This window comes from Williamsia limnetica, assembly GCF_003217475.1.
GTDB lineage: Bacteria > Actinomycetota > Actinomycetes > Mycobacteriales > Mycobacteriaceae > Williamsia > Williamsia limnetica.
This window is the reverse complement of record NZ_QJSP01000014.1, coordinates 138790-152420: the sequence shown is the minus strand read 5'-3', so window position 1 is coordinate 152420 and position 13631 is coordinate 138790. Positions and strand designations below refer to the sequence as shown.

The following is a 13631-nucleotide window of genomic DNA, read 5'->3' as shown; positions in this document are numbered from 1 at the left end:
CTGATTCGGTTGTGGCGCAGCCACAATCCGACCCGATCTCATCTCGTCGGGCATGGTGGGCATTCACCGCCTGCCTCATCGCAGTGTTCATGCAGATGGTGGACACCACCATCGTGAACATCGCGCTGCCCAGCCTCGCGACCGACCTGGACGCGACCTACTCGGCGCAGCTTCTCGTCGCGACGGTGTACACACTCGCGTTCGCGTGCACACTGATGACGGGTTCACGACTCGGAGAGCGGTTCGGCAGGCGCCGGGTCTTCCTCGGTGCACTCACCGGATTCACTGTCGCGTCGGTGCTGTGCGGCACCGCCTCCGGTGCCGGCGAGCTGATCGCACTGCGGGGCGTACAAGGTGTCTGCGCGGCCGCCGCGTCGGCGCAGACCATCGCCATCATCTCGGTGCTGTTCCCCCGCGCCAAACATGGCGCGGTCTTCGGTATCTACGGCGCCACGGCCGGGGTCGCCGCGATGCTCGGCCCGATGCTCGGCGGTGTGCTCATTGCCGTCGACGTATTCGGCTGGGGCTGGCGGACCATTTTCCTGGTGAATCTCCCGCTGGGTGCTGCAGCCTGCTTGATCGCCTACCGGCATCTGCCTGCGGTGCGGTCTGTGGCCCATGAGCAGTTCGACGTCATCGGCATGGTGCTTTCGAGCACCGGGCTGTTCATGCTCATCTATCCCCTCGCCGTCGGCCGTGAGAAAAACTGGCCTGCGTCGTTGCTGCTCATGCTCGCCGTTGCAGTTCTGCTCCTGGCGATCTTCGTGTTCTATGAGCGCAGACTGCAAGCCCGGGGCGGCAGTCCCCTGCTACGGCTCGACCTGTTCTCGCACCGAAGTTTCTCGGTCGGTGCGGTGCTCTCGGTGACCTTCTTCAGCGTGTTCGCGGCGTTCTTCTTCACGGTCTCGATCGCCGCGCAGTTCGGGCTCGGGTACAGCCCCCTGCGCACCGGTGTCCTGACGTTCCCATTCGCTGTCGGGGCTGCGGTCGGTTCGGTGGTGTCGCCGTGGTTGGTCGCGCGCATAGGGTCTCGGACGCTCACCGTCGGAATGTCAGCGTTCGCGGTGTGCCTCGGTTGGCTCGCCGTGGTCATCGATCCGGCAGGCGAGTCGCTCGAGCTGCTCACGGTTCTGCTGCCGCTACTCATCGGCGGTGTCGGGACCGGTTTGTTCGTGGCACCACTGCAGGCGACGATCCTGTCGGGGACCACGTCGTCGAACGTGGGCTCAGCATCGGGCACCATCCCGACCATCCAGCAGATCGGATGTTCCGTCGGGCTGGCCCTGATCAGTATCGCGTTCTTCAATCAGGTTGCCGCGCAGTCGCAATCGGCCGTAGGCGATGCGGGGATCACCCTGTCCCGCTCGCTCGAATCCACCACCGTCGCTGCGGCCCTGCGGCCTGTGGTGGTCGATGAGTTCACTCGCTGCGCGCACGTGCAACTCAGTTCCCCGCATCCGGAACTGACCCCACCGGGCTGTGCGGCGGACGCCTCGTCAGCGGCACCGACCCCGGGCGATATCAGGAGCACCGTCGCCGCAGCCGCGGCCTCTGAGCTCTCTGAAGCAGCACGTCAGGCCGCGGCCCGATCTTTCCTCGGAGCGCTGACCATGGTGTTGTGGGCGATCGCCGGGGCCGCGGTACTGCTCGCCTGCATCACCCTGTTGCTCAAGCGGCCGGTGACCGCAGCTGCCGAAGCAGACCGCTAGTCCCCCAACACCCCGTCTTCGGGAAGCCGCAGGTCCTGCTTCTCGAGCTCTTCGATGTTGACGTCCTTGAAAGTGATGACCCGAACCTGTTTGACGAACCGGGCGGGCCGGTACATGTCCCACACCCACGCATCGCTCATGCGCACCTCGAAGTAGACCTCGCCGTCCGCGTTGCGGGGCACCATCTCCACGGCATTTGCCAGGTAGAACCGGCGTTCGGTCTCGACGACATAGGTGAATTGACCGACGACGTCCTTGTACTCCCGGTACAGGGACAATTCCATCTCGGTTTCGTACTTCTCGAGATCTTCGGCGCTCATGCTCTAAGCCTAACTTGCGTACCGCCTTGTCTAACGCACGCGCATGCGCACGTTGCGGTACGACATACGGTGCTGCTGCGAAGGACCGAGTTCGTCGAGGCATTGCATGTGCATCTCCGTGCTGTAGCCCTTGTGGATCGCAAACCCGTATCCGGGCAGCTCGGCGTCCATCGCGACCATGATCCGATCGCGGGTGACCTTGGCGACGATGCTTGCCGCCGCGATACACGCGGCAGCTCCGTCGCCACCGATCACCGGCAGCGACGGCGCGGTGAGGCCCGGCACACGGAACCCGTCGGACAGGACGTAACCGGGCGCGATTCCCAGACCCGCCACCGCCCTTCGCATCCCCTCGATGTTTGCGACGTGGATGCCGATCCGGTCCACCTCGGCGGCGTCGACGATCACCGCGCTCCAGGCCGCTGCGTGCCGGGTGACGGATTTGTACAACTTCTCCCGGGCGTTGGCCGTGAGCTTCTTGGAATCGTCCAGTTCGGCCAGCGACACCAGTTGCGTGGGCTTGAGGACGCAGGCCGCCACGACCAGAGGGCCTGCGCAGGCCCCACGGCCGGCCTCATCGACCCCGGCAACGGGCCCCAGCCCGCTGCGGTACAGGGCGGCCTCGAAGGTGCGCAGGCCCGCCGCGCGTCTGATCGCCACCCTCGGTGGCCACCGGGTTGCCACTGACGGTGCCTACTTCTGCGGATTGACGGAGTCGACCGAACCCATGCGGGAGAACGGGTAGATGACGAAGCGGACCTTGCCGCGGATGTCGTCGACGGGCACCATACCGTGCAGCTCGTCGTCTTGGTGGTAGCGCGAGTCCGCAGAATTACCACGGTTGTCGCCCATCACCCAGACCTGTCCCGCCGGCACATCCAGTGGGCCGAAGTCCTCGCCGAGGCACGAATTGAGCTGGCCATTCGCGTCCAGCAGATCCCCTGGACGCATGGCGGCGTTCTGTTCTTGCAGTTTCATGTCTATGTACGGCTCGACCAGCGGTTTGCCGTTGACCTTGACCCCGGTGCGGTCGGCGTTGTGGCATTCCACGCGCTGACCACCGGTCGCGATGACCCGTTTGACGAGATTGTTCTCATCGGGCGGTGCGAAACCGAACCAGGACATCGCGTTCTGGGCACCTCGGACAACTGTGTTGTCCGAGCGGGGTGAGCGCCATCCGAGGTCCCAAGATGACGTGGGGGCCTTGAAGACCACCACGTCACCGGCCTTGGGCTCGCCGAACCGGTACACCAGCTTGTCGATGACGATGCGGTCGTTTGTGCATCCCGCACAACCGGTCAGCGTCGGTTCCATCGACTCGGACGGAATCACATATTGCCGGCCGACGAACGTCTGGAGAACCCAGGTCAGCAGGAGAACGCAGACGATGATGATCGCCGTCTCGCGCAGGATCGAGCCTTTTTTCTTCGGCTTGCTCTCGTCACGGTCGTCCAGGCTGCGCCACGGACGAGCGCCCTGCGAGTCCGGGCCTCCGTAGGTATCGTCGCCGGAAGTGCTGGAACCGTCGGGGCCGCGGGGGGTGTCTACCACGCCGCAAGCTTAGTGCGTCAGCGCTTTTCTTTGATCTTGGCAGCCTTGCCGCGCAGATCGCGGAGGTAGTACAGCTTCGCGCGACGCACATCACCGCGGGTGACGACCTCGATCTTCGCGAGGTTGGGGCTGTGCACCGGGAACGTACGCTCCACACCGACACCGAACGACACCTTGCGCACGGTGAACGTCTCACGCACGCCACCACCCTGGCGACGGATCACGACGCCCTTGAACACCTGAACGCGTTCTTTCGATCCCTCGATCACCTTGACGTGGACGTTCAGGGTGTCGCCCGCACGGAAATCGGGGATGTCGTCGCGCAGGGACTTGTTGTCCAGGAAATCCAGAGTGTTCATGTTGTCGGTTCCAATCTTGCAGTTGGCGTGAGTAGAGGAACCTAGCGGCTTTGGACAGGACCCCGCAGGATCATGCGTTACGGCTCGACTGGTTCGTGCTCCGATTCGTGTGGTCTCCGCGACGTCTCAGCGGCCACGGGCGTACCGGGCTGCTGACCGTCAAACGGCAACTGGTCAATTGTGCCAGAGGGACCCCCGCCAGGCGAAATCGCCTCCGTCAACACGAGCCCTGCGGACTCGCCTTTGGCAGGCGCGGGGTGGACCTTGGCGTTCAACTCTTCCTCGGCCCCGGATTTGGCATGTGCGACGTCCGGTTTGCCCGCCATGAGGTCCTGCATGAATATCTTCGCCCGGATGAGCGGCCTGCGAACCCTGCGTTCCCGCTTGACGGCAGCGTTCATCTTCTTTTGACGCTTGGTGTAACGCCAGCGAGCCCACGGCGAGGTCGGTCGGGCGAGACGGATGGCCGCGACCACGAGGAGCGGGAAGATGAACAAACCGATCAAGCCGGTCCAGATCTTGCCTTTGAGCAATACCAGCCCGGCCAGCGCCAGCACCAGTCCCGAATAGATGACCGCAGCGATCGTCGCGGCCATGTCGTTGGTGTCGGCGCCCCACCAGTCGAGTGGGTGGTAGCCGAGCAGGATCAGACCCATGACCGCCATCGCGACGAACACTGCGTCGAGCGAGGCACGCCCTTCTTCTGCCCAGTAGACATCGCGGAGATAGAAGATGAGCGCGAATTCGTCCAGGACGAGCGCGGCACCGACGCCGAAGAGGGCGGCGAAGATCGACAGCGTCGTCTGGGAGCCGTTGATGGCCAGAGCGATCAGCCCGAGGCCGGACAGCATCGTCAACACCGTGCCGAAGACGACGTGATGGATGTGCAGCCCGCCGGGGGTGACGTTGTTGAACCACCAGCTGACCTCGGCCCGGATCAGCCTCACGCTGATGCGGATTCCGAGGAATCCCAGGATGAAGCCGATGTATGCCATGAACAGCGGTAATCGGCCGTTGTCGATGATGTTCTCGGTGAACCAGTGGCCCATGGGGTCAGATTAGTCGCCGACGTGGTCGAGCAGGAGGTTTGCGACCAAAGACGCCGATCCCACGGCGGCGCATGCTTCGCACACCACCTCGCGCAGACCTTCTCGCCCGGCCCCGCTCGCGCCGAACTCCAGGGCGGCGACCGCCCGCGCCCGCGCGAAAGCCGTTCGATACTCGGCGTCGCGGCCGGCGTGGGCGGCGGCAAAGGCAAGGGAGTCCAGACGTCCCCGGAACGCCGCGATCGCCAGGCGGTGGCTTGCCGTGGCGGGCCGCCCGGAGCGCCAGGTCGTGAGTGCCTCGGTGACCAGCCCCTCTGTCGGGACGGCTGCCGCGTCGAGGGCAGCCACCGCGATCAGCAGACCGACCCGGTCCAGGTGATCCGAGTTTACGCGGTCGACGAGACCGGCGACCCCTGCGCCCAGGACATCGATGCGATGCTGGCTCACAATCCCGGCCCTGACGGGTCTTCGTGGCCGCCGGGATCGATGGCGTGTGCGCCCGACTCGTCGATCGCCGCGGCGACCTCTGGTGACGGCGGTGTCGCAGCGCAGACGGCCAGTGGAGTGAGCTCTCTGTCGTGGCAGTATCCGATGAACGCGAGTTCGGGTGCCCGGCCGTCCCCCACAACCACCTCGTGCGGCTCCGGAACCACGCCAGGCCTCAGGTAGCCGCACGGCTCACTGGTGCCGACGACCACGGTGCGGCGACCCGCTTGGTCGATGCCCAGGCCGACCGCAACTCGTATCCAAGGCGCTACCTCGGGAGGTTGGGTTGCGGTCAACACGGCGGCCCGGGCGCGCAACATGCCCAGGTCGACGTCCGGCACATGCGCACTTCCTTCGCCGCCGGAAGCCGTCCGGGCTGCCGCGATACCCGCAAGGGCACCCAGCGGCGCCATCATCGCCCCCGGTGTCATCGGCATTCCACCCGGGTGCTGACCCTGTTCGGGGACGCTCTGCTCGGCGTCGCGCGCGATGAGAGCGGTGCGGTGGTCCAGCTCAGCGGCAGCGGCCGACATCGTGCGGGCCGCGAGGCGCTCGGCACCCGCCTGAGTGGCCACCTCACCGGTCGCCGCTGCGAGCACTGCCCCGGCAAGGACGTCGCGATCTGCGATCGCCGCGACAACGGTCAATCGTTGTTTCGCCTGCTCGACCGCGTCGGCGTAGGCCAGGACGATGTCAGCAGTGACCATGACCTTGTCCCTGGCCGCGTGCAACTCGCGACCCAGTAATCGACCTTTCGCCTCCGCGGCCACCGACGTCTGACCATCGAGGGCCTCGGTCAATGCACGGACTTCGTTGTCGACCGTGGCGATACACTCTGAAACGCGTTGGGCCAAAGCCTCATAGCGCGCTACAAGAAGTAGTAGTGCGGCCGCGTCGATGTCCGGGGTCAGCTCGTGCAACAGCGACGCCACCGGCTCGCGGTGGTCGGTCGGGATCACCGGATCACCCTCGCGGCGACCGACGCGGCTGCATCCGAGTCCGCATCCTCCAAGGTTTCGACCGCTCGGTTCAGGCCGTCGGCATAGCCGGCGATGGCGACGTGCGCCCGGTCGAGTCCGGCGACGGCCTCGGCGCTGAGCCGGGCGTGAGCCAGCGCGAAGTTGTGCCCGCTCGGGTGGGCGCCGCACGCACGTGCCACCTGTATCGCGAGCTCGTCCATATCCGCCGAGATCACCGCGAGCTCGGCGACGACCGGCTCCAGCGCTCTCACCACAGCGCGCGCCGACGGTGCATCGATCCGAGGCCCCGTGCTTGAATGTGCCGCCGGCATCCGCCCTCCGTCCCGTCGACTCAGTCCAGATCCTGCAGGTGCGGACCCTGGTCTTGGACGATCGCCGCCACCACCTGGTTCCGGCGGTTTGTCAGCTCACCGTCGGCCCGCTCGACCAGGTCGCGGATGAGCGTCGAGAGTTGGTCGGCTCGATAGCGCCGCAGCGCGAGCGGATCGATGTGAAGGTCTGTCAGCAAACCTCTGGCGTTGATCACCACCCTGACCAGCCGGTCGGTGGACGTCGCCGCCACGGTGGCGACCCGGAGTTCCTGCTCGGCTGCCCGCAACTGGGCCCGTTGCGCGTCGACATCCGCCAACATCGCATCCCATGCGCGGTTCATCTCCCCGGATCTGCCCGATTCTGCGACCATCGTGACCCCCCACTCGCGTGCGGAGAGCTTAGCCCGAAGCGGTGTCGTCAGTGTCGGGAGGCGGCAGCAGGTCGGGAGGCAGTAGGTCAGGACGTCGCTCCCGGGTCCTGGCGAGCGACTGCTCCGTGCGCCAGCGATCTTGTTTCGCGTGGTCGCCGCCCAGGAGTACCGGTGGCACATCGAGGCCGCGCCATGTGGGCGGCCGTGTGTAGCTCGGGCCTTCGAGCAGACCGTTCGAGAAGGAGTCCTGCTGGTGTGAGTTCTTGTTGCCGAGCACCCCATCGATCAGGCGGACGGTGGCCTCGACCATGGCCATCACCGCCACCTCCCCACCGATGAGGACGAAGTCACCGAGCGAGACTTCTTGTACCCGAACACGTTTGGCGGCATCGTCGAACACCCGTTGGTCGATACCCTCGTACCGTCCACAGGCGAACACGATGTGGCTCTCGCGGCTCCACTGCTGCGCCGTCGCCTGCGTGAAGGGCACACCAGCAGGGGTGGGCACCACCAGGAGCGCGTCATCGGGGCAGACCTCGTCCAGGCACGGCCCCCACACCGTCGGTTTCATGACCATTCCCGGGCCACCGCCGTACGGCGAGTCGTCCACCGCGCGGTGGACGTCGTGCGTCCAGTCCCGGAGGTCATAGGTGTCGAGCGCGAGGATTCCACGGTCGATGGCTTTGCCCAGCAAGGCCATTCGCATCGGCTCGAGATATTCGGGGAAGATCGAGACCACGCCGATCCGGATGACCGGGTCACTCCCCTGGCTCATTCGGGATCCAGCAGGCCGTCGGGCGGGTCGATCTCGATCAGTTCACGACTGACGGTCGGCACGATCGCGGTCACGAACGGGATCAGCACCTCACGACCGTCGGCCATGGCCACCGACAGCAGATCACCGGCAGGTAGATGGACGACGTCGGTGACCGACCCGACGTCGTCGCCGCCGACGGTGCGTACCGGGACGCCTTGCAGCTCATGGTCGTAGAACTCGTCCGGGTCGTCCCCCGAGGTCACGTCGTCGGCATCGATCAAAAAGAGCACCCCGCGTAGCGCCGAGGCCGAATCCCGGTCGTTGATCTCGGCGAGAGACAGCAACAGCCGCCCGGAGTGATTCCGGGCGGCTGTCACCGTGTAATCGGTCTCGACGAAGGTGTTCTTGCCGGTCGACTTCCGTCCACGCAGCACAGTGCCGACAGCGAAACGGACGTCGGGCTCGTCCGTGCGGACATCGATCATCACCTCGCCACGCACTCCGTGCGATTTTGCAACGCGGCCGATGACCAGATCCACCTGTGAGCGCCTTGTTTCTACGGTGCGATCAGCGGTCGGTGTCGACGATGTCGACCCGGACCCCACGGCCACCGATACCGGTGACCAGGGTGCGCAGCGCAGTGGCCGTGCGGCCGTTGCGCCCGATGACCTTACCGAGGTCTTCCGGGTTGACGTGTACCTCGACGAAACGGCCGCGGCGACCGGTCACCAGTTCGACTCGAACGTCGTCGGGGTTGGCGACGATGCCGCGAACGAGATGCTCGACGGCATCAGCGACGACGACGCTCACTTGCCGGCGGCCTCAGCTGCGGGAGCCTCGGCAGCAGGCTCGTCGGCCTTGGGTGCGGCGTCAGCCTTGGAATCGTCACTGTCTGCCTTCTTGGCAGCCTTCTTCTTCGGGGTGACGGCTTCGCCGGCGGGGGCGTTGTCGGCAGCGGCGAGCGCAGCGTTGAACAGATCCTGCTTCGACGGCTTCGGCTCGGCAACCCGCAGGGTGCCCTCGGCGCCCGGCAGGCCCTTGTGCTTCTGCCAGTCACCGGTGATCTTCAGCAGAGCCGCGACGGGCTCGGTCGGCTGCGCGCCGACACCTAGCCAGTACTGCGCGCGATCGGAATCGATCTCGATCAGGCTGGGCTCTTCCTTCGGGTGGTAACGACCGATGGTCTCGATGGCCCGGCCGTTACGGCGGGTGCGGGCGTCGGCGACGACGATCCGGTACTGGGGATTGCGGATCTTGCCGAGGCGGGTGAGCTTGATCTTGACAGACACGTGTTACTTCCTTCTATGGTCACAGTGCAATTCGGCGACGTTCCACGAGTTGGGACGCCCGGTTTTGCTGTTGGGGTGGTGTGACCGCCGGTCGGCACGTGGCCGGGTCCGGCGAACCAGGGAGCCATTGTGCCAGAGAGAGCCCTCCCGACAGAAATCACGGCCGCGACGGCGCGACCTCGGCCACCGCGGTTCGCGCCTCTTCGCCGATCAGGTCGGCGTTGATCTGCGCACCGGCCATACCCCCGGCGGCCGCAGCCGCAACGACCTGCGCCATCAGATTGGTGACATTGCCTGCGACCCACACCCCCGGTATGGAGGTCTTTCCGTTCTCGTCGGCGGGAAAGTACTCCCCGACGCCCATCGGGTGTTGGTCCGCGACGAGACCGAGGCCCTCGAGGAATCCGGCTCTGGCCACGAAGCGCGGCATCACGGTGAGCGCCGCTCGTTCCACAACGGTTCCATCGGCGAGGCGAACCCCGGTGAGCACGTCGTCGGTCGACTGCACCTGGGCGATGACACCTTCGACGATTCGGACGCCGCGGGCCAGCAACTGCGCTCGCTCGTCGTCGGTCGGCGTCAGGGCGTCGTTGAGGAACAGGACGATGTCATCACTCAACTGGCGGAACATCATCGCCTGATGCACTGACATGGCGCCGACTCCCACGACGCCGATGGCCTGATCGCGAACTTCCCACCCGTGGCAGTAGGGACAGTGCAGTAAGTCCTTGCCCCAGCGTTCGGCCAACCCCGGGATGTCCGGCAACTCATCGACCAGTCCGGTGGTCACCAGCAGTCGTCTCGCCTCGACACGCGCGCCGCCTGCGGTGTGCACGACGAATCCCGTGTCGACATCACCGTCGACGGTGATTACCTCGTCGTCGAGTATGCGTGCGCCGTACCGCGTCGCCTCGTCGCGCCCGATGGCCACCAGCTCGGCAGGCGGCAACCCGTCGCGGGTCAGGAAACCGTGGACACCCTCTGCGGGCGCATTCCTCGGTTGGCCACCGTCGATCACCAGCACCGAGCGCCGCGAGCGGCCCAACATCACCGCCCCGCTCAGGCCGGCGGACCCGCCGCCGATCACGATCGCGTCATACTTTGTCTGCAGCTGTTCAGTCATGGGTTCACTGTGCGGCACAGTTGGTGGCATCGGCAAGCTTATTTGCCGAATCAGCAATTTTCGGCCAGACTGAACCCATGGACGAGGAGCTGAACGAGACTCTCAGCGCAGTCGGGCCACGACTGCGCGCCCTGCGCCGCGAGCGAGACATCACCCTTGCCGAGCTGTCGGAGAGCACAGGCATCTCCGAGAGCACGCTCTCACGACTCGAATCCGGGGGCCGCAAACCCACGTTGGAACTGTTGCTGCCGCTTGCAAAGGCCTACGGGATCCCACTCGACGAACTCGTCGGCGCACCGGCAACCGGAGACCCACGGATCCATATGCGCCCCATCCGCCGCCACGGCCGCGTGTTCATCCCGTTGACGCGGCGGCCCGGGGGGATCCAGGCCTTCAAACAGATCATGCCGCCGCAGACCCCCGTCGAACCCGAATTGAAGGTGCACGAGGGCTATGAGTGGCTGTACGTGCTCTCCGGTCGGGTACGCCTGCTACTCGGGGAACAGGACCTGACATTGCTGCCCGGCGAAGTCGTCGAGTTCGACACCCATGTCCCGCACTGGATTGCCGCCGTCGGCCCCGAATCGGCAGAGGTCCTGTGCCTGTACGGAACCCAGGGCGAACGCGCACATATCCGGACCAACACCTGAGGGGTTCGTCAGACCAGGTGGCCACCGCACACGATCGAATCCGGCGACCGCAGTACAGACAGGTCTTGTGCCGGATCGCCGCGCAACACCAGCACGTCCGCGCGGTCGCCGTCGCCGAGCCCACCGGCCCCCAGCCACTCCCGGGCTGCGCCACAGGCCGCATCGAGTGCCTGTCCCGGACTCAGCCCGATTCCGGCGAGGGCGACAACCTCGTCGACAATGCGGCCGTGCTCGACGAATCCACCTGCGTCCGTCCCGGCATAGATGTCCACTCCGGCCTCATTCGCAGCCGCGAACGTGCCCGGGGCGTCGGCGTACAGCTTGCGCATGTGCTGCTGGTAGACCGGGAAGCGATCGGCGCCATCGGCGATGGAGGGAAAGTTCTCGACCTGGATCAGCGTCGGCACCAACCCGATTCGCTGCGCGGCCATGGTCGCGATGAGTTCGTCGTTCAGACCGGTTCCGTGCTCGATGCAGTCGACTCCGGCATTGATCAGGCCGTAGAGCGCCTCCGTGCCGAAAACGTGTGCGGTCACCTTGACACCGAGCTTGTGGGCGACCGAGATCGCCTCCCGGAGAACGTTCTCCGGCCACAGAGGCGCCAGATCACCGGTATCCCTGTCGATCCAGTCCCCGACCAACTTGACCCAGCCGTCACCGGCCTCGGCCTGCCGCGCCACCTCGGCGGGCAACTCGGCCGGCTCGTCCAGGTCGACGCCGTAGTCGCGGATGTACCGCTTCGGACGGGCGATGTGCTTGCCGGCGCGGATGAACCGCGGCCCTGCCACATCGTCGTCGAGCGGATGGGTGTCGACCGGTGACCCGACCTCACGGATCAACGTCGCACCGGCCTGCAGATCCTGCCTGGCGAACGCCCTGGCCTGCTCGATCGTGACCCCGAGCCCGGGAGCGATGCCGACGTGGTTGTGCGCATCGACCAACCCCGGCATGATCCACCCGCCGTCGGTGACGGTCTCGGCGCCCGCTATCCGCTCGAAGGTGATGACGCCGTCATTCACCCAGAACTCGACGGGGTCACCCGAGCCGACCGCGAACCCACGAAAGTGAAGCTGCGACAGACTCATCGAGCTCACTGCCTACTTCTTCTTGGGGCGCTGGAACTGGCTGACGTCGATACCCTCGAGCCCCGGCGGAATCTGATCGAGACCGGCAGGCATGTTCGACAGGTCGGGGAAGCCCGCCGGCATACCGCCCGGCATTCCGGGGAAACCGCCCCGCACCTTCGGAGGCGTGGGCCCGCGCCCACCCTTCTTGCCCTTCTTGCCGCCTTTTTTGCGATTGTTCTTGCGGGCACCCGGCATACCCATCCGGCCTGCCATCTGAGACATCATCTTCCGCGCATCGAAGAAACGGTCGACGAGCTGATTGACGTCGCTGACGGTCACGCCGGAACCGTTCGCGATGCGGGCACGGCGCGACCCGTTGATGATCTTCGGGTTCTCGCGCTCGGCCGGGGTCATGCCACGGATGATCGCCTGCACCTTGTCGAGCTGTTTGTCGTCGACCTGCGACAGGGCGTCCTTCATCCCCGCTGCGCCCGGCAACATACCCAACAGGTTCCCGATCGGACCCATTTTACGGATCATCAGCATCTGCTCGAGAAAATCCTCCAGGGTGAGCTCGCCCTGAGTGATCTTGTTGGCCGCGGCCTCGGCCTGCTGGACGTCCCAGTGGGTTTCGGCCTGCTCGATCAGGCTCAGCACGTCTCCCATGCCGAGGATGCGACTCGACATCCGATCGGGGTGGAAGACGTCGAAATCCTCGAGCTTCTCGCCCGTGGACGCGAACATGATGGGGCGACCTGTGATCTCGCGCACCGAGAGCGCGGCACCACCGCGGGCGTCGCCGTCGAGCTTGGTCAGCACGACACCGGTGAAATCGACACCCTGCGCGAAAGCCTCCGCCGTCGCCACGGCGTCCTGGCCGATCATCGCGTCGAGGACGAAGAGCACCTCGTCGGGTTCCACCGCGTCGCGGATGCCCTTCGCCTGCGCCATGAGCTCTTCATCGATACCGAGGCGACCAGCGGTGTCCACGATGACGACGTCGTGCTGCTTGGACCTCGCCTCGGCCACACCGGATCTCGCGACCTCGATGGGTTCGGTGAGACTGCCCGCGCCCGCGGAACCCGAGACGCCGAGCTCACCGGTGCCGCCGATGCTTGTTCCCGGGTTCGGCGCGAACACCGGGACACCGGCCCGCTCACCGACGATCTGCAGCTGACTGACCGCACCCGGTCGCTGCAGGTCGCACGCCACCAGGATCGGGGTGTGGCCCTGCTTCTTCAGCCAGGCGGCGAGCTTGCCGGCGAGCGTCGTCTTACCGGCACCTTGAAGGCCGGCGAGCATGATGACCGTCGGCGGCGTCTTCGCGAATTGGATACGCCGCGTCTCGCCGCCGAGGATCCCGACGAGCTCCTCGTTGACGATCTTGACGACCTGCTGCGCAGGGTTGAGGGCCCCCGAGACCTCAGCGCCTTTGGCACGTTCCTTGATCCTTGCGATGAAACCTCGGACGACGGTCAGGGAGACGTCGGCCTCGAGTAGGGCGAGACGGATCTCGCGGCAGGTGCGGTCGATGTCGGCATCGGACAGCTTGCCCTTGCCGCGCAGATCGGTCAGGACACCGGCCAACCGGCCTGAAAGGGAGTCGAACATT

18 protein-coding genes are annotated in these 13631 nt (G+C 65.9%); 2 read left to right on the top strand and 16 right to left on the bottom strand.

The genetic code is table 11. The features are described from left to right. The first annotated feature begins 11 nt into the window (after positions 1-11). Positions 12-1709, top strand: a complete 1698-nt coding sequence (locus DFR67_RS22330; RefSeq protein ID WP_245938089.1) for a DHA2 family efflux MFS transporter permease subunit — start codon at positions 12-14, stop codon at positions 1707-1709. Here DFR67_RS22330 and DFR67_RS22325 read toward each other — a convergent pair. From DFR67_RS22325 to DFR67_RS22260, 14 genes are all read right to left on the bottom strand, one after another. Continuing rightward, complete coding sequence (locus tag DFR67_RS22325; RefSeq protein ID WP_084838601.1) at positions 1706-2029, bottom strand: DUF2469 domain-containing protein; 324 nt, start codon at positions 2027-2029, stop codon at positions 1706-1708. The genes DFR67_RS22330 and DFR67_RS22325 overlap by 4 nt on opposite strands. A gap of 30 nt (positions 2030-2059) precedes the next feature. Further along, complete coding sequence (locus DFR67_RS22320) at positions 2060-2713, bottom strand: ribonuclease HII (protein WP_110471666.1); 654 nt, start codon at positions 2711-2713, stop codon at positions 2060-2062. 9 nt (positions 2714-2722) lie between these two features. Further along, entirely contained in the window at positions 2723-3580 is an 858-nt protein-coding gene (gene lepB, locus DFR67_RS22315; RefSeq protein ID WP_110471665.1) for a signal peptidase I, read from the bottom strand. A gap of 17 nt (positions 3581-3597) precedes the next feature. Next, complete coding sequence (gene rplS, locus DFR67_RS22310; protein WP_084838604.1) at positions 3598-3939, bottom strand: 50S ribosomal protein L19; 342 nt, start codon at positions 3937-3939, stop codon at positions 3598-3600. 77 nt (positions 3940-4016) lie between these two features. After that, entirely contained in the window at positions 4017-4988 is a 972-nt protein-coding gene (locus DFR67_RS22305; RefSeq protein WP_110471664.1) for a hypothetical protein, read from the bottom strand. A gap of 9 nt (positions 4989-4997) precedes the next feature. Further along, positions 4998-5432, bottom strand: a complete 435-nt coding sequence (locus DFR67_RS22300; RefSeq protein ID WP_110471663.1) for a hypothetical protein — start codon at positions 5430-5432, stop codon at positions 4998-5000. Then, positions 5429-6430, bottom strand: coding sequence for a hypothetical protein (locus tag DFR67_RS22295; RefSeq protein WP_110471662.1), 1002 nt, complete (start codon positions 6428-6430; stop codon positions 5429-5431). The genes DFR67_RS22300 and DFR67_RS22295 overlap by 4 nt, the downstream gene beginning before the upstream one ends. Beyond that, positions 6427-6762, bottom strand: coding sequence for a hypothetical protein (locus DFR67_RS22290; RefSeq protein WP_146240500.1), 336 nt, complete (start codon positions 6760-6762; stop codon positions 6427-6429). The genes DFR67_RS22295 and DFR67_RS22290 overlap by 4 nt, the downstream gene beginning before the upstream one ends. Positions 6763-6782: 20 nt before the next feature. Next, on the bottom strand, positions 6783-7133 hold the full coding sequence (locus DFR67_RS22285; RefSeq protein WP_245938088.1) for a YbaB/EbfC family nucleoid-associated protein: 351 nt from the start codon (positions 7131-7133) through the stop codon (positions 6783-6785). A 28-nt stretch (positions 7134-7161) separates the two neighbouring features. After that, a complete protein-coding gene (gene trmD / locus DFR67_RS22280; RefSeq protein WP_110471713.1) occupies positions 7162-7884 on the bottom strand; it encodes a tRNA (guanosine(37)-N1)-methyltransferase TrmD in 723 nt (240 codons plus the stop codon). A gap of 20 nt (positions 7885-7904) precedes the next feature. After that, positions 7905-8429: a ribosome maturation factor RimM gene (gene rimM / locus DFR67_RS22275; RefSeq protein ID WP_110471660.1), complete on the bottom strand. Its 525-nt coding sequence runs from the start codon at positions 8427-8429 to the stop codon at positions 7905-7907. 28 nt (positions 8430-8457) lie between these two features. Beyond that, positions 8458-8700, bottom strand: a complete 243-nt coding sequence (locus DFR67_RS22270) for an RNA-binding protein (protein ID WP_020107279.1) — start codon at positions 8698-8700, stop codon at positions 8458-8460. Further along, entirely contained in the window at positions 8697-9179 is a 483-nt protein-coding gene (rpsP, locus tag DFR67_RS22265; protein ID WP_110471659.1) for a 30S ribosomal protein S16, read from the bottom strand. Before rpsP ends, DFR67_RS22270 begins: the two co-directional genes overlap by 4 nt. Positions 9180-9336: 157 nt before the next feature. After that, positions 9337-10302 carry an NAD(P)/FAD-dependent oxidoreductase gene (locus tag DFR67_RS22260; protein ID WP_110471658.1) on the bottom strand — a complete coding sequence of 322 codons (966 nt, stop codon included), beginning with the start codon at positions 10300-10302 and terminating at the stop codon, positions 9337-9339. Positions 10303-10379: 77 nt separating this feature from the next. Here DFR67_RS22260 and DFR67_RS22255 point away from each other — a divergent pair, with 77 nt between their 5' ends. Beyond that, complete coding sequence (locus tag DFR67_RS22255) at positions 10380-10952, top strand: helix-turn-helix domain-containing protein (RefSeq protein WP_110471657.1); 573 nt, start codon at positions 10380-10382, stop codon at positions 10950-10952. Between the two features lie 8 nt (positions 10953-10960). Here DFR67_RS22255 and DFR67_RS22250 read toward each other — a convergent pair whose 3' ends face one another. Together DFR67_RS22250 and ffh are read right to left on the bottom strand one after the other, a co-directional pair. Next, positions 10961-12037 carry an amidohydrolase family protein gene (locus DFR67_RS22250; RefSeq protein WP_110471712.1) on the bottom strand — a complete coding sequence of 359 codons (1077 nt, stop codon included), beginning with the start codon at positions 12035-12037 and terminating at the stop codon, positions 10961-10963. Positions 12038-12049: 12 nt separating this feature from the next. Next, positions 12050-13630 (bottom strand): signal recognition particle protein, encoded by a 1581-nt coding sequence (gene ffh / locus DFR67_RS22245; RefSeq protein ID WP_110471656.1) that lies wholly within the window; start codon positions 13628-13630, stop codon positions 12050-12052. Position 13631 lies beyond the last annotated feature (1 nt).

Coding starts and splice junctions, on each gene's coding strand:
- DFR67_RS22290 (WP_146240500.1), bottom strand. CDS start 6,762: ATGCCGGCGGCACATTCAAGCACGGGGCCTCGGATCGATGCACCGTCG.
- DFR67_RS22325 (WP_084838601.1), bottom strand. CDS start 2,029: ATGAGCGCCGAAGATCTCGAGAAGTACGAAACCGAGATGGAATTGTCC.
- DFR67_RS22260 (WP_110471658.1), bottom strand. CDS start 10,302: ATGACTGAACAGCTGCAGACAAAGTATGACGCGATCGTGATCGGCGGC.
- DFR67_RS22285 (WP_245938088.1), bottom strand. CDS start 7,133: ATGGTCGCAGAATCGGGCAGATCCGGGGAGATGAACCGCGCATGGGAT.
- ffh (WP_110471656.1), bottom strand. CDS start 13,630: ATGTTCGACTCCCTTTCAGGCCGGTTGGCCGGTGTCCTGACCGATCTG.
- DFR67_RS22305 (WP_110471664.1), bottom strand. CDS start 4,988: ATGGGCCACTGGTTCACCGAGAACATCATCGACAACGGCCGATTACCG.
- rplS (WP_084838604.1), bottom strand. CDS start 3,939: ATGAACACTCTGGATTTCCTGGACAACAAGTCCCTGCGCGACGACATC.
- DFR67_RS22250 (WP_110471712.1), bottom strand. CDS start 12,037: ATGAGTCTGTCGCAGCTTCACTTTCGTGGGTTCGCGGTCGGCTCGGGT.
- DFR67_RS22255 (WP_110471657.1), top strand. CDS start 10,380: ATGGACGAGGAGCTGAACGAGACTCTCAGCGCAGTCGGGCCACGACTG.